General features: G+C 34.9%; 20 protein-coding genes. 3 read left to right on the top strand and 17 right to left on the bottom strand.

The window, feature by feature from the left end; translation table 11 throughout:
* Nucleotides 1–27 precede the first annotated feature (27 nt).
* Nucleotides 28–816 (top strand): DUF1080 domain-containing protein, encoded by a 789-nt coding sequence (locus ABJF52_RS15680; protein ID WP_348152326.1) that lies wholly within the window; start codon nucleotides 28–30, stop codon nucleotides 814–816.
* A gap of 100 nt (nucleotides 817–916) precedes the next feature.
* On the opposite strand, the gene ribB is transcribed toward ABJF52_RS15680, so the two are convergent.
* The 11 genes from ribB to nhaC form a co-directional block, all read right to left on the bottom strand.
* A complete protein-coding gene (gene ribB / locus ABJF52_RS15675) occupies nucleotides 917–2,059 on the bottom strand; it encodes a 3,4-dihydroxy-2-butanone-4-phosphate synthase (RefSeq protein ID WP_348152323.1) in 1,143 nt (380 codons plus the stop codon).
* Nucleotides 2,056–3,573 carry an LptF/LptG family permease gene (locus ABJF52_RS15670; protein WP_348152321.1) on the bottom strand — a complete coding sequence of 506 codons (1,518 nt, stop codon included), beginning with the start codon at nucleotides 3,571–3,573 and terminating at the stop codon, nucleotides 2,056–2,058. Before ABJF52_RS15670 ends, ribB begins: the two co-directional genes overlap by 4 nt.
* A 40-nt stretch (nucleotides 3,574–3,613) precedes the next feature.
* Nucleotides 3,614–4,255, bottom strand: coding sequence for an outer membrane lipoprotein carrier protein LolA (locus ABJF52_RS15665; protein ID WP_348152318.1), 642 nt, complete (start codon nucleotides 4,253–4,255; stop codon nucleotides 3,614–3,616).
* Between the two features lie 10 nt (nucleotides 4,256–4,265).
* A complete protein-coding gene (locus tag ABJF52_RS15660; RefSeq protein ID WP_348152315.1) occupies nucleotides 4,266–6,650 on the bottom strand; it encodes a DNA translocase FtsK in 2,385 nt (794 codons plus the stop codon).
* Nucleotides 6,651–6,762: 112 nt separating this feature from the next.
* Complete coding sequence (locus ABJF52_RS15655) at nucleotides 6,763–8,685, bottom strand: sulfatase-like hydrolase/transferase (protein ID WP_348152312.1); 1,923 nt, start codon at nucleotides 8,683–8,685, stop codon at nucleotides 6,763–6,765.
* A gap of 37 nt (nucleotides 8,686–8,722) precedes the next feature.
* On the bottom strand, nucleotides 8,723–9,088 hold the full coding sequence (locus ABJF52_RS15650) for a diacylglycerol kinase family protein (RefSeq protein ID WP_348152309.1): 366 nt from the start codon (nucleotides 9,086–9,088) through the stop codon (nucleotides 8,723–8,725).
* Nucleotides 9,081–9,587 carry a thiol peroxidase gene (gene tpx, locus ABJF52_RS15645; protein ID WP_348152306.1) on the bottom strand — a complete coding sequence of 169 codons (507 nt, stop codon included), beginning with the start codon at nucleotides 9,585–9,587 and terminating at the stop codon, nucleotides 9,081–9,083. The genes ABJF52_RS15650 and tpx overlap by 8 nt, the downstream gene beginning before the upstream one ends.
* 118 nt (nucleotides 9,588–9,705) lie before the next feature.
* The gene (locus ABJF52_RS15640; RefSeq protein ID WP_348152304.1) at nucleotides 9,706–9,963 is read right to left on the bottom strand and encodes a hypothetical protein; all 258 of its coding nucleotides are present in this window, start codon (nucleotides 9,961–9,963) and stop codon (nucleotides 9,706–9,708) included.
* The gene (locus tag ABJF52_RS15635) at nucleotides 9,944–10,258 is read right to left on the bottom strand and encodes a thioredoxin family protein (protein ID WP_348152406.1); all 315 of its coding nucleotides are present in this window, start codon (nucleotides 10,256–10,258) and stop codon (nucleotides 9,944–9,946) included. The genes ABJF52_RS15640 and ABJF52_RS15635 overlap by 20 nt, the downstream gene beginning before the upstream one ends.
* A 60-nt stretch (nucleotides 10,259–10,318) precedes the next feature.
* The gene (locus ABJF52_RS15630) at nucleotides 10,319–10,963 is read right to left on the bottom strand and encodes a peroxiredoxin (protein ID WP_348152301.1); all 645 of its coding nucleotides are present in this window, start codon (nucleotides 10,961–10,963) and stop codon (nucleotides 10,319–10,321) included.
* A 237-nt stretch (nucleotides 10,964–11,200) separates the two neighbouring features.
* Nucleotides 11,201–12,664 carry a Na+/H+ antiporter NhaC gene (nhaC, locus tag ABJF52_RS15625; protein ID WP_348152298.1) on the bottom strand — a complete coding sequence of 488 codons (1,464 nt, stop codon included), beginning with the start codon at nucleotides 12,662–12,664 and terminating at the stop codon, nucleotides 11,201–11,203.
* 131 nt (nucleotides 12,665–12,795) lie between these two features.
* On the opposite strand from nhaC, the gene lpdA reads away from it, so the two are divergent.
* Nucleotides 12,796–14,196 (top strand): dihydrolipoyl dehydrogenase, encoded by a 1,401-nt coding sequence (gene lpdA, locus ABJF52_RS15620; protein WP_348152295.1) that lies wholly within the window; start codon nucleotides 12,796–12,798, stop codon nucleotides 14,194–14,196.
* A gap of 51 nt (nucleotides 14,197–14,247) precedes the next feature.
* Here lpdA and ABJF52_RS15615 read toward each other — a convergent pair whose 3' ends face one another.
* Both ABJF52_RS15615 and ABJF52_RS15610 read right to left on the bottom strand, forming a co-directional pair.
* Entirely contained in the window at nucleotides 14,248–14,478 is a 231-nt protein-coding gene (locus tag ABJF52_RS15615; RefSeq protein ID WP_348152292.1) for a CDGSH iron-sulfur domain-containing protein, read from the bottom strand.
* Between the two features lie 98 nt (nucleotides 14,479–14,576).
* The gene (locus ABJF52_RS15610; protein WP_348152289.1) at nucleotides 14,577–15,533 is read right to left on the bottom strand and encodes a YHYH protein; all 957 of its coding nucleotides are present in this window, start codon (nucleotides 15,531–15,533) and stop codon (nucleotides 14,577–14,579) included.
* Between the two features lie 224 nt (nucleotides 15,534–15,757).
* On the opposite strand from ABJF52_RS15610, the gene ABJF52_RS15605 reads away from it, so the two are divergent.
* Complete coding sequence (locus ABJF52_RS15605) at nucleotides 15,758–16,471, top strand: helix-hairpin-helix domain-containing protein (protein ID WP_348152287.1); 714 nt, start codon at nucleotides 15,758–15,760, stop codon at nucleotides 16,469–16,471.
* A 44-nt stretch (nucleotides 16,472–16,515) separates the two neighbouring features.
* Here the strand turns inward: ABJF52_RS15605 and ABJF52_RS15600 are convergent, their stop codons facing one another.
* The 4 genes from ABJF52_RS15600 to ABJF52_RS15585 all read right to left on the bottom strand — a co-directional run bounded on the left by ABJF52_RS15600 (nucleotide 16,516) and on the right by ABJF52_RS15585 (nucleotide 18,827).
* Nucleotides 16,516–16,860, bottom strand: a complete 345-nt coding sequence (locus tag ABJF52_RS15600) for a hypothetical protein (protein WP_348152285.1) — start codon at nucleotides 16,858–16,860, stop codon at nucleotides 16,516–16,518.
* A gap of 37 nt (nucleotides 16,861–16,897) precedes the next feature.
* Nucleotides 16,898–17,413: a GNAT family N-acetyltransferase gene (locus ABJF52_RS15595; protein WP_348152282.1), complete on the bottom strand. Its 516-nt coding sequence runs from the start codon at nucleotides 17,411–17,413 to the stop codon at nucleotides 16,898–16,900.
* A 74-nt stretch (nucleotides 17,414–17,487) separates the two neighbouring features.
* Nucleotides 17,488–18,012 (bottom strand): DinB family protein, encoded by a 525-nt coding sequence (locus ABJF52_RS15590; protein ID WP_348152279.1) that lies wholly within the window; start codon nucleotides 18,010–18,012, stop codon nucleotides 17,488–17,490.
* Nucleotides 18,013–18,155: 143 nt separating this feature from the next.
* Nucleotides 18,156–18,827 carry a hypothetical protein gene (locus tag ABJF52_RS15585; protein WP_348152276.1) on the bottom strand — a complete coding sequence of 224 codons (672 nt, stop codon included), beginning with the start codon at nucleotides 18,825–18,827 and terminating at the stop codon, nucleotides 18,156–18,158.
* Nucleotides 18,828–18,842: the final 15 nt, after the last annotated feature.

Genomic DNA, 18,842 nt, shown 5'->3' with positions numbered 1-18,842 from the left:
AATCAATACAATTAAAAGCTATATAAAATGAAATTAAGAGTATTAAGTATTAGTGTTTTTGCAGTATTAGTTTCCTTCGGCGTAGAAGCACAAAGTAAATATTCGAGTACACCACCTGAGGTGTCTCCAATGCCCATGAAACCTGAAATGACAGAGATATGGGAACCAGAAGTATCTGTTGTAACCCCCGCTAAAGCATTGGGAGACGCTCCCTCAGATGCTATTGTTTTATTTGATGGGACAAACCTAAATGAATGGGTAAGCCAAAAAGACTCTTCTAAAGCAGCTCCTTGGAAAATTATTGACGGAAAGTACTTTGAAGTTGAACCAGGTACCGGAGGAATTCGGACAAAAATGAAATTTGGTGATATACAATTACATATTGAATTTAGTGCCCCTGATAAAGTGGAAGGTGTAAGCCAAGGAAGAGGTAATAGTGGATTGTTTTTACAAAATAGATACGAATTACAAATTTTAGATTCTTATCAGAATAGAACCTATAGAAATGGTCAAGCAGGTTCTATTTATAAAGATGTGGCACCATTAGTAAATGCTATGCGCAGTCCGCTTGAATGGAATACATATGATGTAATTTATACTGCACCTCGCTTTAAAGCTGATGGCACATTAGATGCTAAAGCAAGAATTACTGTTTTGCATAATGGTGTATTGGTACAGAATAACACAACTATAAATGGTAATACATTCTATATTGGGTTACATCATTATCCTGAAGCACACGGAGATGATTTTATCGCTTTACAAGATCATGGTAACAAAACTCAGTTTAGAAATATATGGCTAAGAAAACTATAAACTGTAATTCTTAGTAAATGTAAAAGAGGTCTAAGGTATATTTAGAGCTCTTTTATTATATGCTGTATTGGCCACTTTAATGACCTATGTCTTATAGTGTTTAATAGGGTACATACTCAACAATTTCTAATCCATAACCTACCATGCCCACTCTTTTTATTTGAGAAGAATTACTAAGTAATTTTATTTTAGAAATATTAAGGTCGTGCAAAATTTGAGCTCCAACACCAAAATCACGTGCATCCATATCTATTTTAGGCGCTTTAAAAATCGCCTGTTTTTGCAGTTCTTTTAATTCTGACAATCTATTCAATAAATTAAGAGATTTCGGTTCTTGATTTATAAATACAAATGCTCCTTTACCAGCCTTGTTTATTGTCGAGAACATATCTTCTAGTTGCTTATCCGGATTATTGGTAAGCGTTCCTAAAATATCATTATTAATTAATGTGGAATTTATCCGAGTTAAAACCTCCTCGTTTTTATTCCAACTACCTTTCGTAAGCGCTATGTGAACTTGGTCGTTAGTAGTTTGTTTATAGGCACGTAGTCTAAAATCTCCAAATCGTGTACTAATATCAAAATCTTCTTTTTTCTCGATAAGACTATCATGCTCCATTCGGTAGGCAATTAAATCTTCGATAGAAACAATTTTTAGTTTAAACTTTTTCGCAACTTCAAGTAATTGCGGCAATCTCGCCATGCTGCCATCTTCATTCATAATTTCCACAATAATTCCGGCAGGTTTTAAACCTGCTAACCTTGCGAAATCTGTAGCTGCTTCGGTATGGCCCGTTCTTCGTAATACTCCACCTTCTTTCGCCACCAATGGAAAAATATGTCCTGGTCTTGCTAAATCGTGTGGTTTAGTTTCTTTATTAACTAATGCTAATACTGTTTTAGCACGGTCTGATGCCGAAATTCCTGTTGTAACACCTTGTCCTCGTAAATCTACAGAAACCGTAAAAGCTGTCTCCAGAGGGTCTGAATTATGAGTTACCATCATCGGTAAACCTAATTCTTTACATCTACCTTCTGTAAGCGGAGCACAAATAAGTCCTTTACCGCTTGTAGCCATAAAGTTTATCATTTGTGGTGTTACTAGTTCTGCAGCAGCAATAAAGTCTCCTTCATTCTCTCGATTTTCATCATCCACTACTATTATTACTTCACCATTACGTACTGCTGCAATGGCTTCTTCAATAGTATCTAGCTTTATCTTCTTTTCAGTACTTGTACTCATGTGACTTCTATTTCTTCCTTTTTACGAAATAATTTTTTAAAGTAATCTAATGCATTGCCAAAGTTAATCATACCCTTATCAGCAGTCGCCCTATTGGTTAAAAATATACTCAATGGGAGCATTATAATAGTTGATAACCAGGCACCTAATATAGGGTGAATATTACTTTGTTTAGCATAATTCTCAGCAAAAACGCCTATAAAATAATATACTAGAAATAGTAATACTGCAATAACCAAAGGTAATCCAATTCCACCTTTGCGTATAATTGCCCCAAGCGGTGCACCCACAAAAAAGAGGATGATACACGATAAGGCTAAAGCATATTTTTTATGTAATGAAAGTATATGCCTATTGTAGATTTCATACCTTTTATCGAGTTCTTCTCTTTTTCCTTTAATTGATGATAAAATATTGGTTACCGTATTTTTTGCGGAGCTATACAATTGAACTTTTTGCCATTCGTCATAAAGTCCAACAACATCTGCAATCTCATTTAAAGAATCACTTTTAACCGTCGTCTCTATTGCATTAGGTTGCCGCAATAAATTAGTAGAATCTATTGCAGTTAATTCTTTTTCCTTATTGATTTTAGCCGAATCAATTTTTATTATTGGAAACGCGCCTGCACGATGACTAATATTTTTAGAAAAAGCACGAACTATTTTTAAATTATCTTTTCTGAGAGAATCGATGTCTTTAGTCAAGCGCCCTACACTTTTCATTTTATCGGTACTTACACCACCATCAGCTTCTAAATCTTCACCACCAATTTGTGGAGCTTCAATATTCATACGATAAATATTGAATTCACCTTTTATAAAAGGATATTTTAATTTATCCCTTCCGTTTTTAACAGTTAGATCCTGGTAATGATGACCATCTCTAAGCACAAGTTGAATAAGTTCAGAATCTTCACTACTAATTAATTCGCCAGTTTTTGCTTTGGTAACCGTTGTATTCACTTGTGTTGCTGACTTTCTATGAATAATAACATTATTTAAAAAGCGGTCTTTTTCACCATGCTTACTATCAACTTTAATGCTCATGCCTTCAAAATCACTAAAAACACCTTCTTCTATTGCAGCAGCGGGCTTTACTTTCGCAATATTTTTACGCATGTTATAGATTTTTTGTTCCGATGCGGGAATAACGCTGTTGGCAAAATAAAAGGTTACCCCACCTAAAAACGTAACGAATACGATTAGCACTAACATAGAACGTTGTAGTGAAATACCCGAGGCTTTCATCGCAGCAAACTCGTAATTTTCTGCAAAACTTCCGAAAGTTAAAATTGAAGAGAGTAAAACGGTAAGTGGCATTACCTTTTCAGATAGACTAGGCATCATGTACAAGAAGAACTTGCTTATTATTCCAATGTCAAGACCTTTTCCTGCAAAATCATCTATAAAAAGCCATATCGCTTGAAAGATGAAAATGAACATCAATATAACGAATGAACTAAAAAAGTTATAAAGAAATCTCGATAGAATATATTGATCTAGAATTCGCAATTTACCAAGGTTAGATTAAGAACTCAAGACAAGTCCTATACTAGTTTTTTATGATGTAATAGCCATCAGCTTCATACTTGCCTTCATCAAAGGTAAATAAGGTTTCTGACAATGGAAGATTCGTTTTAAAAGAATTAACAATAATCGTCGTCTTCGTTCCATTTTTTCCCGTCATAATCAATTTATGAATATGCTTTGTTTCTATATCTATTCCTAATAACTGCGATGCAATTTCAGAATCCGTATCAATTGGGGTAAGTTTAACAAATTGAATTTTTCTTCCCTGAACATTTTGCTCTATATCCCAAGAATACGTCTGTCCCTGCTTATAAAATGTTAGTAACTCGGAAGGGGAGAAGGCGTTTGGATCATCTGATTTATCTTCAATGGAAACTTCTTCATTTTCTGGAGTTATGGTATATACTTTCTTACCATCATACATTTGAGTTGCTCCAAAGAAATTAGCAATATATTTATCACCTTTCATCGTAACATCGCCTCTTGTCTCCTGATTTATATCAGCTTCTGCATTGTGCAGACTATATTTGAAATCTACAGCAATATTGTCATAACTCTTAACTTTGTTATACACTTCATCAAGCAGATTTTTAGCCTTATCAGCGCTTTGTGCTGAAGCTACAGTGGTAATTGTTACTAGTATTAAAAATAAAAACTTTTTCATTTTTATTGATTTATTCGTTTTTTAATAATTCATCTAAAGCAATTAAATCGGGTACATACACCTGTCTTGCTTTGCTTCCTTCAAAGGGACCTACGATTCCCGCAGCTTCCAATTGGTCGATAATTCTACCTGCTCGGTTATAGCCTAGTTTTAGTTTACGCTGTATTAAAGATGCTGAACCTTGTTGCGCCGTTACAATTACAACTGCCGCATCCTTAAACATTGCATCGCGATCGGCTTTATCTAACTCAAGAGTTGTGCCAGAGTCTTCACCAACATACTCTGGAAGTTCATGCGCATTAGGATAGGCTCTCTGAGCCCCTATAAATTCAGTGATTTTGGCAACTTCTGGTGTGTCTACAAAAGCACATTGTAAACGCGTAACATCATTCCCTTGCGTGAATAACATATCTCCTCTACCAATTAATTGATCCGCACCTTGTGCATCTAAAATGGTTCTCGAATCTATTTTTGAAGCCACTCTAAAAGCAATACGAGCAGGAAAGTTTGCTTTGATAATACCAGTAATTACGTTTACGGAAGGCCTTTGGGTAGCAATAATCAGGTGAATACCAATGGCTCTTGCCAATTGTGCTAAACGGGCTACCGGTGTTTCCACCTCTTTACCAGCGGTCATAATTAAATCGGCAAACTCATCGATTACCACAACAATGTAGGGTAGGAATTTGTGCCCATCATTCGGATTCAACTTCCTAGACTTGAACTTTACGTTATATTCTTTAATGTTACGCACCATTGCTGCTTTCAACAATTCGTAGCGATTGTCCATTTCAATACAAAGTGAATTTAAGGTATGTATAACCTTAGTATTATCTGTAATTATCGCTTCGTCAGAATCAGGTAATTTTGCCAAAAAATGGCGTTCAATTTTGTTGTACAGTGTTAATTCAACCTTTTTAGGATCTACAAGAATAAATTTAACCTCCGCAGGGTGCTTTTTGTATAATAAAGATGTTAATACAGCATTTAAGCCAACAGATTTACCTTGCCCTGTTGCACCTGCCATAAGCATGTGTGGCATTTTCGCTAAATCAACAACAAAAGTTTCGTTACTTATGGTCTTACCAAAAGCAATTGGTAATTCCATTTCAGCCTTTTGAAATTTGCTTGCAGCAATAACCGAACGCATAGAAACTACGGTTGCATTTTTATTCGGTACTTCAATACCAATAGTGCCTTTTCCTGGAATAGGAGCAATAATTCTAATACCTAAGGCTGCTAAAGAAAGCGCAATATCGTCTTCTAAATTTTTAATTTTTGAAATACGGACTCCAGCTTCTGGTACAATTTCATAGAGGGTAACGGTTGGACCGATGGTTGCTTTTATCTGGGCAATTCCAATTTTATAGTTTCGAAGCGTTTCAACAATCTTCGTCTTGTTTTCCTCTAATTCTTCCTGATTTATGGTTATGCTTCCCGTAACACCATGTTGTTCTAATAAGTCTATGGTTGGGAATTTGTAATTGCCTAATTCTAAGGTTGGGTCAAATTCTCCAAAATCTTCAACAAGTTTATCTGCAATGTTGTCAGTTTCTTCCGGTTCAACTGTTACTTGTGCAACTTCCATATCTAGTACTTCTTCTTCAACGGGTGCTACAACTGGCATTTCTAAGTCAACGTCTTTTTCAATTTTTGGAATATCCTTTTTATGAGTATAGGTATCCACTATAATCGGTTCTTCTTTTTCAGGAGAAAGTAATATTTCTTCGTTCTTTTCGGCTGTTTCTGAATCAGATTCGGCTTTAGGAACTTTCTTAAATTCGGAGGCTATTGATTTACTTTTACTGTTTACAAAATTACCAATGCCTTCTGGAGAGAATTTAAAAAGGCGAACCATAATAAACACCAATCCGAAAAGCAATAATAGAATGACACCAATTTTACCAGTGTAATCTTGGAGGAAATCATTCATTTCATAACCTACCATGCCACCTAATAGTGGACGTTCGATAGCAAAGAAACCTAAGGCGATGGAAATCCAAATCATAAAAATTAGACCCCAAATCCACTTTTTCCAAAGACCTTTCTTTTCTAGACTTAAAAAAAGATACAGTCCTGTAATGCACAATAATCCGATTAGAATAAACGAGGCTAAACCAAAACCGCGGTACATAACTATATGACTTATGCTAGCACCAAATTTTCGAAGTAAATTCTCCGCTTCAGCATTCCGGTCGCTGAACTGATTCAGTAGGCTTTGGTCGAACTGCCAAGTGAAATAAAAAGATGCGAAACTAAAAAACAAGGCAATGCTAAGTAATATTAATAAACTACCTAGAATTATCTTATTCTGTTTCGAAGGCTTAAATGAAACGCTTTTTTTAGGTGCAGGAGTTTTCTTAGTTTTTCTTCTGACCGTTTTCTTTTTTGCCATTAACTTGGGTTGTATTCGGCACAAAAATACAAATAACCTTTGTTTTAAAAAGTTTTATATGCTGTGCTTCTTTTGCAATTTTTAAAAGCGCAATTTATTACACATTCAATTATTACTGAGCGCTTAATTCTCCATCAATAATTCGGTTCATGTAATCTTGTTCAAATCCGCGTGCCTTTTGTTGTATTTCTGACATCGCTTTTGTTTGTTCAGATTTTAAGTTTTTCGTTAAACCTTTATCAGCAATGTTATAAAAACCTAAGGTGTCATCTTTAGAAAATACACCAATAAGACTGTCTTGCATGAACATCATATTAGAACCATTGTGCGCAATAGCATATGGTTCTTGAATGCTGTCGCTTACCAAACTTCTTCCCCAACTCCTAAATGGTTTATTGTAGCCTGTTAAATCCATTAAGGTGGGATAAATATCTATTTGCATGGTTAGGTTTTTGTCAACGCCAAGTAAACTTTCATTGGGAGAATAAAACAAAATAGGCACGGCAAAGCGATTAACCATTTTTAAATATTCATCATAATATATCTGATTGGTATGATCTGCAGTCATCACAAATATTGTGTTTTCGAACCAAGGTTCCTTTGCAGCGGCTTCAAAAAAAGTTTTTAGTGCATAGTCCGTATAACCAACACATTTATGCATCGCAAGATCACCTTCAGGAAATTTACCTTCATATTTCTCTGGAATAATATACGGAGTATGAGAAGTTACAGTGAAAATCGTTCCCATAAACGGTTCTTGTTTTTTTGATAATTCTTCATTCACATAACCGAGAAAAGGCTCATCCCAAATCCCCCAAATACCATCATAATCTTCATCGTTATTATATTCTGTTTTGCCGTAATAATGATCAAATCCTAGAATATTTGCATAGCCAGAAAATCCCATAGAGCCATTTGGCGCTCCGTGAAAAAACGAGGTGTCATAGCCCATTTCATTTAATCCTGAAATTAAGGATTGTGTTTTTTGTGTAGCGAACGGGGAGGAGGTATAGGCGGTTTTAAATGATGGGATACCAGCTAAAATCGAGGACATAGCATGAATCGATTTTCTACCATTGGTATACGCATTCGGAAATATTAAACTATGAGCTGCTAAAGAATCAATAAATGGAGTGTAACCTACATAATCCTTAATACCCATATCCGTATTGAAACTCCCAATATATTCTCGGCTAAGACTTTCTAATATGATTAATACGATATTTGGTTTTTTGTCAACCTCGCGCTTATATTCCTTTATAGGATGGAAAGCTTGTTCGATTACGGCTTCAGGAATTCCGCTTTTTTTCTCAAAATTGTTATTGCCATAGGTTCTTATAATGCTAAAAGGTGTGTTGAGCACAATGTTGGCGTACTCTGGCATATCTACATGTCTACTGGCATCAATTAGCGTAATAGGGCGGGTACTGTGTTTAAAGTCACCTCGAATTCCACCTACAATTAATACACCAATTACTATAAAGGCAACTATTGAAAAAGAAAAATATTTTATAAAATTATAACCCTGAATGGGAGCCAAACTCTTTCGCTTATATAATTTAATCCAGAAATAGGCGCAAATTGCAAACAGTAGAAATATATGCCAATAATCCCCTACAAAGGAAAATAATAAGCCCGATTTATTAGGTTCATTATTTATGGATTCCAATGATGCCATAGAAGCTCTAGCAAAAGTAAACCGATAGTACGCAAAGTCAATAAAGTTAGTGGCAAAAGCAATAAGGTTTGGAATTATATAAATCCAAAAAAGGACTTTTTGATAACTTCTAGAAGTGTTGATTAACAACGGTATTACACTAAGAAATATAAATAGAAGGTTGGTATACAGTATAGCTGTTGTGTCGAAAGTTAAACCCAAAAAGCACAGTTTTAAAAAACCACCAATCGAATCGATTGCTATTAAATCTTGATTGTATATGTAAAAAATTACACGTGCAACAAAATAGAAGAAATAGGCCAATAATAGGCGATAGGCTAAAATCTTATATTCCTGTATACGGAAGGATTTATCCATAATTGTTTACAATCAATAGGGATTATTAAAAATAGTCTTACACTATCTTTGGAAGGTAAATAATGAAACCAATAATAGTTGCACCAATAGATACTAGCATAACTGCACCTGCAGAAACATCTTTAATGAATCCAATTTTAGAGTTAAAATCGGGGTGAATAAAATCACAGATTTTTTCAATTGCTGTATTTGCGCCTTCAACACCCATAACTAACGAAATAGCCAAGATTTGAAGTATCCATTCCGTATTTGAGATTTCAAAATAGAAACCAAGTCCAGTCATTACAATCGCAATAAACAATTGAATTTTAATACTTGCTTCAGTTCGAATCAAAAGTATAGCGCCCTTCATTGCGAAACCTACACTTTTGATTCGGTTTACTAAAAAAGATTCTTTAGGCATTCTTCAATGCGTTGATTGCTGCCTCATAATTCGGTTCATCAACAATTTCACCCACTTGTTCCGAATAAATAACTTTTCCTTCAGCATCAAGTGCTACAACTGCTCTTGAGTGCAAAGGTGTTAAAGGTCCAGAATCAAAAGATACATTGTATGCTTCACCAAAATTACCATCTCTAAAATCAGAAAGCATTTCAACATTTTCTATGCCTTCAGCACCACAAAAACGCGCTTGCGCAAAAGGTAAATCTTTAGATATACAAAGTACAACGGTATTATCTAAACCAGAGGCTTCTTTGTTAAATTGACGAACAGATTGAGCACAAGTACCCGTGTCAACACTTGGAAAAATATTTAATACAACTTTTTTTCCTTTAAAGTCAGCTAATGTAGCTGCAGATAAATCGCCTTTCGTTAAATTAAATTCTGGGGCAGTACTGCCAACTGCTGGCAATGTACCAATAGAAGTTATCGCATTGCCATGTAAAGTTAATGATGCCATATTGAGGTTTTAATTTTTTGTGAAATTAAAAAATAATAATAGATTTTAAGAACTTCTTAAAATAAAATGCCTACCATAAAATGGTAGGCATGATTATTTGTAAAATTATTGGATTGCTTTAATTATCAATAGCACCCATTACACGTTGCATAAACTCGTTTAAAGCTTCCTTTTTAGGTTTGCCTTCTTTTATCGACTTGTTTACTTCAAGTGCGCCATACATATTAGAGATAAGTTCTCCAATTACATCAAGCTCTTCATCTTTTAAAGAACTCAATTCTGTAAGATCTTCTAAGGTCTCTATTGTTTCAACCAAATAATCTTCATCGTTATTTTCGATGAAATTAGTTAAATGCTTAATTACTGGTAACTTCATGTATCAGTTCTTTTAAAACGTCGTATTTATTAGTTTGTACCTGATTCTTAAACGTTCCTTTCGTAAAAGAAGCAAAAGTAGGCAGGTTATCAACATTCGCCATTTTTCTAGATTCTGGAAATTTTTCAGCGTCCACAAGAACAAAAGTTACAGCTTCGTTTAACGTTGCTTCCTTTTTAAACTTTGGTTTCATGATGCGACAATTGCCACACCAACCAGCTGAATATTGAACAACTACATTGTCATTCTTAGCTACGATTTCTTGTAAATTATCTTGTTCTAATTCTAGTACCATAATTTTGCTATTTAAAATAGGGTCACCAGCAGAAATTACTGGTGACCTAATCAATTAAACTTAATTTTGTTGAACAGCTAAATAAGAAGCTACTCCATTTCGGTCAGCAGTCATTGCCTCTTTACCTTCTTCCCAGTTTGCAGGACATACTTCACCTTTTTCTTGAACATGAGTATACGCATCAACCAAACGAATAAATTCATTTACGTTTCTACCTAATGGCATGTGGTTTACACCTTCATGAAAAACAGTACCTTCTTCGTCAATTAAGTACGTAGCTCTGTATGTAACATTATCTCCTTCAACTTCAACTACACCAGTTTCCTCATTGTATTGTTCATCAGCAATATCTAAAATGCCTAAAGTATTGGCAAGGTTTCTATTGCTATCTGCTAAAATTGGATACGTAACACCTTCGATACCACCGTTATCTTTAGCTGTATTCAACCATGCAAAGTGTACTTCTGCAGTGTCACATGATGCACCGATAACCACGGTATTTCTTTTTTCGAATTCGCCTAAAGCTGCTTGAAAAGCATGTAACTCAGTTGGACATACAAATGTGAAATCTTTTGGGTACCAAAAAAGCAATACTTTTTTATTGTTTTTTTGAGCTTCTTCTAAAACATTTAATTTAAATGTGTCGCCCAAATCGTTCATTGCGTTTACTGCTAAATTTGGAAATTTTTTACCTACAATACTCATATGATATATTTTAATTGTTGTTATTTTCTAGTAACAAAATTATTAGATTACAGACTTTAAAAACAGTAATAGTATTCAAAAAATCGATGGGTCAATAAGGTTTATATATGCTGTTAAAAAGAAAGATGAAAAGTGTTAAATCGACAAAATTTAACCTTCAAATATAGCATATAGACAAAAAAACCTCTGAAATTTTTGGAGGTTGAAAATTGAGATTTTTAAGGGGGAAAATTATTTTCAAACTTTTGTGGCCAGCATGCGAATTTTAATGCTAAAAGCGGCAAAAAGAAGGGTTGTAATCGGACTTAACCAATTAAAAATAGCATAGACAAAGTATTCGCCAACTCCAACACCAAGAACACCTGATTGATATGCTCCACAAGTATTCCATGGAATTAATACCGAGGTAACCGTACCCGAATCTTCTAATGTTCTACTTAAATTCTCTGGAGCCAGGCCTTTGTCTTCATAAGCCTTTTTAAACATTTTACCCGGAATCACTAATGCTAAATATTGGTCACTGGCGATAATATTTAATCCCAAACAGCTGATTACTGTACTAGCAAAAAGTCCGAATATGGTCGTAGCTACAGAAAGTAGGGCGTTGGTAATTCTTGATAATGCTCCAATACCATCCATAACGCCACCAAAAACCATGGCACAACAGATTAAATATATAGTCCATAGCATTCCTTGCATACCGCCGGCACTAAAGAGCTCGTTTAATTTCTCGTTTTCAGTAACGATTTGTGTATCGGTAAAAATAGCTTGAAATAAAGAAGTTGTTTCAAATTCAGAAATCTGTAATAATATGTCTGTTTGAAATATCATTGCAAAAATTGCCGCTGCACCAACACCTACACCTAAAGCAATTAAAGGCTTCGTTTTAAATAAAATTAAAATAATCACCAATACTGGTACTATAAATAGATAGGGTGTTATATTAAAAGTAGTAGCTATGGTCGTAAGTAGGTTGTCAACATTTGCCGAACCAGTCGTTGCAATATTCATACTTAAGATACTAAAAACGGCTAGCGTAACTACAATTGAAGGAACTGTAGTAAACGACATATAGCGAATATGTGTAAACAAATCGGTGCCAGCCATCGCAGGTGCTAAATTGGTAGTGTCACTTAAGGGAGACATTTTATCACCAAAATAGGCGCCAGAAATTACCGCTCCAGCAATCATTCCAGTGGGAATACCCAATGCGGTTCCAATACCCACTAAAGCAATACCTACTGTAGCCGATGTCGTCCAAGAACTACCTGTTGCAATAGATATCAATGCTGCAATTATGACAGATGCTGGTAAAAATATTTCGGGACTCAATACCTTTAAACCGTAATAGACCATTGCTGGAATAATTCCACTTACAAGCCATGTACCTGCTAATGCCCCAACCAAAAACAAAATCATAATAGGAACAAAAACACTTCTTAGGTTTTCCCAAATTTCAGCAAGCATCGATTTGATAGATACTTTGTTGAATAAACCTACTATCGCAGCGATACCGCCTCCAATTAAAAGTATAAATTGATTTGAATATGCACCTAAAGCTTCACCATCAGCAAAAAAGATATTGTAGGCTAGCATTAACATTAATAGAATAACAGGAATAAAGGCTTCCCAAATGCTTAGTTCTTTGTTTTCAACGATATGTTCATCTTCTCGATGTTCTGCAAATTCTTTTTCACTCATACTTAGAAATGGTCTCTTGCTGTAATATTACGATTTTGGCTTGTGGCGTGCAAACTTGCAATAGAATTGCGTTAAACTTTAATACTATAGTAAATAGTAGTAATTTTGAAATATAATTAAAACACCAAATTATGAGTCAATACGATGTGGCCATTATCGGTTCAGGCCCCGGAGGTTATGTAGCAGCAATACGTTGTGCGCAATTAGGAATGAAAACAGCAATTATAGAAAAATATTCCACATTAGGTGGCACTTGCCTTAATGTAGGTTGTATTCCTTCAAAAGCAATGCTCGATTCATCGCATCATTACGAGTCAGCTATAAAACATTTTGATGATCACGGAATTGAAATACCTGGCGATATAAAGATAAATTTAGAGAAAATGATTAGCCGCAAGCAGGCAGTTGTTGATCAAACTTGTGCGGGTGTAAAATTCTTGATGGATAAAAACAAGATTGATATCTATGAGGGTGTTGGTAGTTTTAAAAATGCTACGCATATTGAAATAAAAGGAGAGAAGACGGAAACTATTGAAGCTAAAAATACCATTATAGCTACAGGTAGTAAGCCTTCAACTTTGCCATTTATCAAATTGGATAAAGAACGTATCATAACTTCTACGGAAGCTTTGGAGCTTAAAGAGATACCAGAACATATGATTGTTATTGGTGGTGGAGTTATTGGTTTAGAATTGGGTCAGGTTTATAAAAGACTTGGTGCAGAAGTTACCGTTGTGGAATATATGGATCGCATTATTCCAACTATGGACGCTTCACTTTCTAAGGAATTGATGAAAGTATTGAAAAAGCAAAAAGTAAAATTTGCACTTTCACACAAGGTAAAATCTGTTGAAAGAAAAGGCAACGAGGTTATCGTTAAGGCCGATGATAAAAAAGGTCAAGAAGTGGAATTTAAAGGAGACTACTGTTTGGTTTCTGTTGGAAGAAAACCATACACTGATGGATTGAATGCTGAAGCTGCCGGTGTAAAACTTGATGAAAGAGGTAAAATAGAAGTGAATGAATATTTGCAAACTTCTGCTTCAAATATATATGCTATTGGCGATGTAATTAAAGGTGCCATGTTAGCACACAAAGCTGAAGAAGAAGGAACTTTTGTTGCAGAAACATTAGCGGGACAAAAACCACATATCGATTATAATTTAATTCCAGGTGTTGTGTACACATGGCCAGAAGTTGCCGCTGTTGGTAAAACAGAAGAGCAATTGAAAGAGGCTGGGGTCGCATATAAAACGGGACAGTTTCCAATGCGTGCTTTGGGTCGTTCTCGTGCTAGCATGGATTTAGATGGATTTGTAAAAATATTGGCTGATAAAAATACCGATGAAATTTTAGGCTTTCATATGGTAGGGGCAAGAGCTGCAGATTTAGTTGCAGAGGCTGTAGTAGCGATGGAATATCGTGCTAGTGCTGAAGATATCTCTCGTATGTCTCATGCGCATCCAACATTTGCAGAAGCTATTAAGGAAGCAGCGTTAGCAGCAACTGACGATAGAGCGTTACACGTATAATATTACACTATTTAATTTATAAAAATAGGCTGTCAGTGAAGACAGCCTTTTTTAGTTTTTATGTGTTCCGTCGCAATAGGGGGGATTGCTGGTAAGTTTGCAAGTACACAAATGTGCTTTTTTGTCTTCAACGATTTCAAATTTTAAAGGCGGTGTTGCTTTTGCTTCGCGATGTGCACCATTACAAAAAGGTTGTGTTTCACTATGGCCACAAGTGCACCAAGCATATTTTTTTCCTGCTTCTAATTCGCAAGCTATGGGAGTAAATTTAATTTCGCTCATTTTTCAATTTCTAGTTTAAAAACTAAAAATAGTGCAATCTAATTCAGAAAATGGTCACTCGGATTAATTTGAATTGAGTTTAAATAATTATTGTAGCGTTATTCTTGTATGCTTGTCTCTCCTGGTATGCCGTGTAGACATTTTATTATTTGATTGCCGCCTGGAGCACCTGCATGGTAATGATATCCACGTTGATTGTCTGAATGTCCACCACAATCATCCAAATCGGAAGACATGTGATTTTCTTTATCTGCCAAACCATAAATTCCAAAGCCATCAATAGCATAACCGATTATTGGAGAATGCACATCGGGTTGTTCAACTTCTTTGGTAGATCCAGTTACAGCATGATAGTGATAACCACCATGCGGATTTACATGACCACCATGGTCGTCTAAAGGTGCAATGGTATGTGCAGCCAATATGGCATGTGTTGGTGCTGGTGGGTCAAATTTCACCCCATTAAAAGCGACTCCAATACCACCACGTCCAAAACGTTGCGAAGCTTCTTGGTAGGTAGGTGTTACTGGTATCTTATAGGTTGTTATTTGATTTTTAAAATATTCTGGTAAACATTCTACACAATGGTTTCGGTACGCTTCTTCAACATCCGGTTTTGCAGCTCCCTCACATTCTTCTTGGGTTTCAGTAACTTTTATGGAACCATCATCACGAAATAACTCCCATGCTTCATCTTCATAAAACTCATCGAGGTTGGCAATAAAATGTCCGGTGACATCATACACTTTTCCGTCCTTAAACCAAATGCCTGCTTTCTCTTTACCATCATCAATATGTCGTGGACACCAAGGTCCCATTTGGTGTTCTGTAGCTTGTGAGTTCGTCTGAAATACATAACACAGTGTTTCGACTCCATTTAGGTTTACCATTTCTTCTTTTATCTCCCCAATAATATTTTCCGTAATAAAATAATCTTTGTTTACAGTAACCGTTTTAATTTCATTTTCGGTAGCTGTTTCATCCTTCTTTTTTTGATTCGATTTACAGGAAAAAAATAGGGTTATGCTTAGCAATAAAAGTGCGGAATTTTTCATTTTTAGGGGTTTAGAATTTCTTGCAACAAAAGTGCCTAATTTATAAGCACTTATCAATGCGAGATTATAAATATACTCAAACATTCGATGCTAAATTCTGATAATAAAAGCGATTATATTAAGAACTTCACTATAATGCGAAAAATGGTCATTTTGTTTTGGTAAGGTATTGACATCGAAGGTTTTCTATATTAATTTTGTGGCGTACATAAACAATAATTAAAATGGCATTAGTTAAAAAATCAAAAAGTAAAGGTTCAAAATCTTTAGTGACTTTTACAGTTGCTGAAAATGAAGCTCCAAGTTCAGCTAACGTTTTATTGTTAGGGGATTTTAATAATTGGCAAACAAATGACAGTTCTTGCCAAATGGAAAAAAAAGGTTCTTCTTACGTTAAAAGTATCGAACTAGAGAATGGTAAAAGTTACGAGTTTCGTTATTTAAGTGAAGATAAAGGTTGGTTTAATGACCATGCTGCTGATGCTTATGTACCATCTCCTTATGAAGGTATTGACAATAGCGTTGTTGATTTAAGCGCATTGCCAGAAAAAAAGACGCCAGCAAAAAAAGTTGCTAAAAAGCCAGCTGCAAAAAAACCGGCAGCTAAGAAACCAGCAGCTAAAAAAGTAGTTGCAAAAAAGCCAGCTGCTAAGAAACCTGCTGCTAAGAAAGTGGTTGCTAAAGCTAAAAAAGACGACTTAAAAAAGATAGAAGGTATTGGTCCAAAAATTGCTTCAATTTTAACTGAAAAAGGTATTGGAACTTTTGCTCTTTTAAGTAAGGCTTCTGTAAAATCTTTGGAAGCTATTCTTAAAGAAGCTGGTCCACGTTATACTATGCATAAGCCAGGTTCTTGGCCAAAACAAGCGAAGCTTGCCAATGCTGGTAAATGGGACGAATTAAAAAAATTACAAGATAAACTTGACGGTGGTAAGTAATTCCCTCAAATAATTAGTGTAAAAAAAGTCCTAGGATTTTCATCTTAGGACTTCTTTGTATTTTGTAATTTGTACGCCACTTTTTTTGCTTTTTCGAAGTCAGCTTTATACAACCAGATTTTTAGTTGTCGATTTTCAAGCGCTATATATAAGTTCGCTTTATCCTTATATTTTCCACTATTTCCACTGCTAGTAAATAAGTCAATCAGGACGGTTAAAGCAGAAAACCACCAGTTTGTTTTTTCTGAATTTAAGACTACCGAGTTAACTTGTTGATACAAATAGCTTCCATTATTCGTTGGTTCTGCTGCATCAACAATTTCAAATGCCTTTTCATTTAAATTTATTTTTAAATATGGCTTAGCTCGTAATTCGAAGGTTTCTGTCATAGTTTTTGTTATAATTTAAGAAGGTTTCTAGCCATTTCTATTTCTCAATGGTATACAGTAATAATTCTGTATTATCATTTGGGAGTGTAATAGTTCCCGATAATTCAAGCCCTAATTTTTTCAATAGTTTATGAGAACCACTATTCCCTTTTTTTGTAATCGCCAAAATACGTTCAATGTCAAATTCCGTGAATGCTGCATTCTTTAATCTATTTGCTGCTTCAAATGCAAATCCTTTGTTTTCATATTCCGGTAAAAAAGCAAAGCCAATATCAATTCCATCTAATCCATTTCTGTTATACAAACCACAGGTGCCTATTTTTTGCTGGTCCTTTTTACGTATAATCGTATAGCTTGAGTATCCTAGTTTTTGAAGTTGAGGCATCATATTATCATTTATATATTGTTTTGCGTTTTCGACAGATTTAATATTTCTATCCCCAATATATTTGAGCCACTTCGGAGAGTTGAAAAGTTGAAATATAAATTCCGAATCCTTTGTTGAAGTGGGTTGTAAAATGAGTCTCTCCGTTTCAAAGCTTTTATATTTCATTTGTTAATTGAATTGACTTGCATTTATTTATGTAGTAATGATATTTCTAAAAGTTCAGTTTTTCCCATATTACTTTAGGTTTTTTTCATTTCAAATTTGTAGGTATATCCTAAGGTTCTTTTTATCGTAGCTAATTGTCCGCAGTGCCACATGGTATGCTTTATATTCCAATCGATGGCTTCAAACTTATTCTTAGCAACAGGGTGTTCAACTTTTCCGGGAATTAATTCTTTATCTAGCTCTTCTGGGGTTAACGAATTTATAATTTCAATTGATTTTTTTTCCATCAATATTAGGTGTTCTCTCAAGGTTGCAGCAGCCATTTTTCCAGCAGATTTTTTTGGTGAAGAATTGAACGAAAACAATTCAGCGTATTCTTTTAGCGGAACTTTTTCTAAAATATCTTTTTGATGTCCCCGAATAACTAGAATAGAATGATAATACATACTAAGTACTACATGCCCAATTTGCCACGATACATTCGATGCTAAAATTTCAGGTGTATCATTCCACTTTTCATCAGGAATCGAATCCATCAATTTATAAATCCACGCATAAGCATCTTTAGTTTGCTTGCTTAAAATTTCGATTGCTGTCATTTTGCTTCCTTTAACGTTATCAATTTGTATTCTAAAAGTAGCAAACGATATAGATTCCCAACATCTAAAAGCGTAACACCATTCTTTTCCGCGATGTCTATAAAATCTTGTATTGCTATTTTTATTTGATGCTAAGCGCAGTTTTAATCTTTAAATGTTATCGACCCACTTGGTACAAACTTATCCTTCTGGGAATTTAAACCCTCTAACTTATAAAAAAGATCTTGTCCATCTAAAAAAAGTCCTGTTCGTATTACGCCTCTATCTGTTGGCGCTAAATGACTCAGTAAAATAACATAGAACATGGCATCTTCATTCGGTTTAATGGTTTTTTGTAAATAACTCGGTTTATAGAAGTTTTCAGCTACAAAATCTTCAATATAATCTAGTCCAAAACCAAATGTGCTTACTTTGTCGGGGGTCATTTTATCGGGTGGAACCAAAAGTTTAAAGTACGTATGGGTTGCGGGATCAATCACAATAGAATCAGCAGGAAAATGTAAGTTCAATGCTATAGGTGTATCGGCTTTGTTGATAACACGCGACCAGAATAACGCATGGCCATATTTTCCATCAGGTGTATTAATAGGTCCACCTCTTGGATAGCTGTTTTGAATAATAATTCCTTTTCCAGTTGTATCCAAATAAGAGGCTTCGGTATGCAAATAGCTGTCTCTGCTAAACCCCTCGGTTTTAATTTCACTTTTGTATTTCGTTTTGCTGGCTGCTGTTTTTGCGGTGGCGTTATTAGTACCTTGCCCACAAGCATAAAATGAAGGTATCGCTAATAAGAGTAGGAGTATATATTTTTTCATTTTTTATTGACGCTT

The organism is Aurantibacter sp., from assembly GCF_039941195.1.
GTDB lineage: Bacteria > Bacteroidota > Bacteroidia > Flavobacteriales > Flavobacteriaceae > Aurantibacter_A.
The sequence above is the reverse complement of the archived record's forward strand: the minus strand, read 5'-3'. Positions and strand labels throughout refer to the sequence as shown.

Coding starts and splice junctions, on each gene's coding strand:
- ABJF52_RS15680 (WP_348152326.1), top strand. CDS start 28: ATGAAATTAAGAGTATTAAGTATTAGTGTTTTTGCAGTATTAGTTTCC.
- ribB (WP_348152323.1), bottom strand. CDS start 2,059: ATGAGTACAAGTACTGAAAAGAAGATAAAGCTAGATACTATTGAAGAA.
- ABJF52_RS15665 (WP_348152318.1), bottom strand. CDS start 4,255: ATGAAAAAGTTTTTATTTTTAATACTAGTAACAATTACCACTGTAGCT.
- ABJF52_RS15660 (WP_348152315.1), bottom strand. CDS start 6,650: ATGGCAAAAAAGAAAACGGTCAGAAGAAAAACTAAGAAAACTCCTGCA.
- ABJF52_RS15655 (WP_348152312.1), bottom strand. CDS start 8,685: ATGGATAAATCCTTCCGTATACAGGAATATAAGATTTTAGCCTATCGC.
- ABJF52_RS15650 (WP_348152309.1), bottom strand. CDS start 9,088: ATGCCTAAAGAATCTTTTTTAGTAAACCGAATCAAAAGTGTAGGTTTC.
- tpx (WP_348152306.1), bottom strand. CDS start 9,587: ATGGCATCATTAACTTTACATGGCAATGCGATAACTTCTATTGGTACA.
- ABJF52_RS15640 (WP_348152304.1), bottom strand. CDS start 9,963: ATGAAGTTACCAGTAATTAAGCATTTAACTAATTTCATCGAAAATAAC.
- ABJF52_RS15635 (WP_348152406.1), bottom strand. CDS start 10,258: ATGGTACTAGAATTAGAACAAGATAATTTACAAGAAATCGTAGCTAAG.
- ABJF52_RS15630 (WP_348152301.1), bottom strand. CDS start 10,963: ATGAGTATTGTAGGTAAAAAATTTCCAAATTTAGCAGTAAACGCAATG.
- nhaC (WP_348152298.1), bottom strand. CDS start 12,664: ATGAGTGAAAAAGAATTTGCAGAACATCGAGAAGATGAACATATCGTT.
- lpdA (WP_348152295.1), top strand. CDS start 12,796: ATGAGTCAATACGATGTGGCCATTATCGGTTCAGGCCCCGGAGGTTAT.
- ABJF52_RS15615 (WP_348152292.1), bottom strand. CDS start 14,478: ATGAGCGAAATTAAATTTACTCCCATAGCTTGCGAATTAGAAGCAGGA.
- ABJF52_RS15610 (WP_348152289.1), bottom strand. CDS start 15,533: ATGAAAAATTCCGCACTTTTATTGCTAAGCATAACCCTATTTTTTTCC.
- ABJF52_RS15605 (WP_348152287.1), top strand. CDS start 15,758: ATGGCATTAGTTAAAAAATCAAAAAGTAAAGGTTCAAAATCTTTAGTG.
- ABJF52_RS15600 (WP_348152285.1), bottom strand. CDS start 16,860: ATGACAGAAACCTTCGAATTACGAGCTAAGCCATATTTAAAAATAAAT.
- ABJF52_RS15595 (WP_348152282.1), bottom strand. CDS start 17,413: ATGAAATATAAAAGCTTTGAAACGGAGAGACTCATTTTACAACCCACT.
- ABJF52_RS15590 (WP_348152279.1), bottom strand. CDS start 18,012: ATGACAGCAATCGAAATTTTAAGCAAGCAAACTAAAGATGCTTATGCG.
- ABJF52_RS15585 (WP_348152276.1), bottom strand. CDS start 18,827: ATGAAAAAATATATACTCCTACTCTTATTAGCGATACCTTCATTTTAT.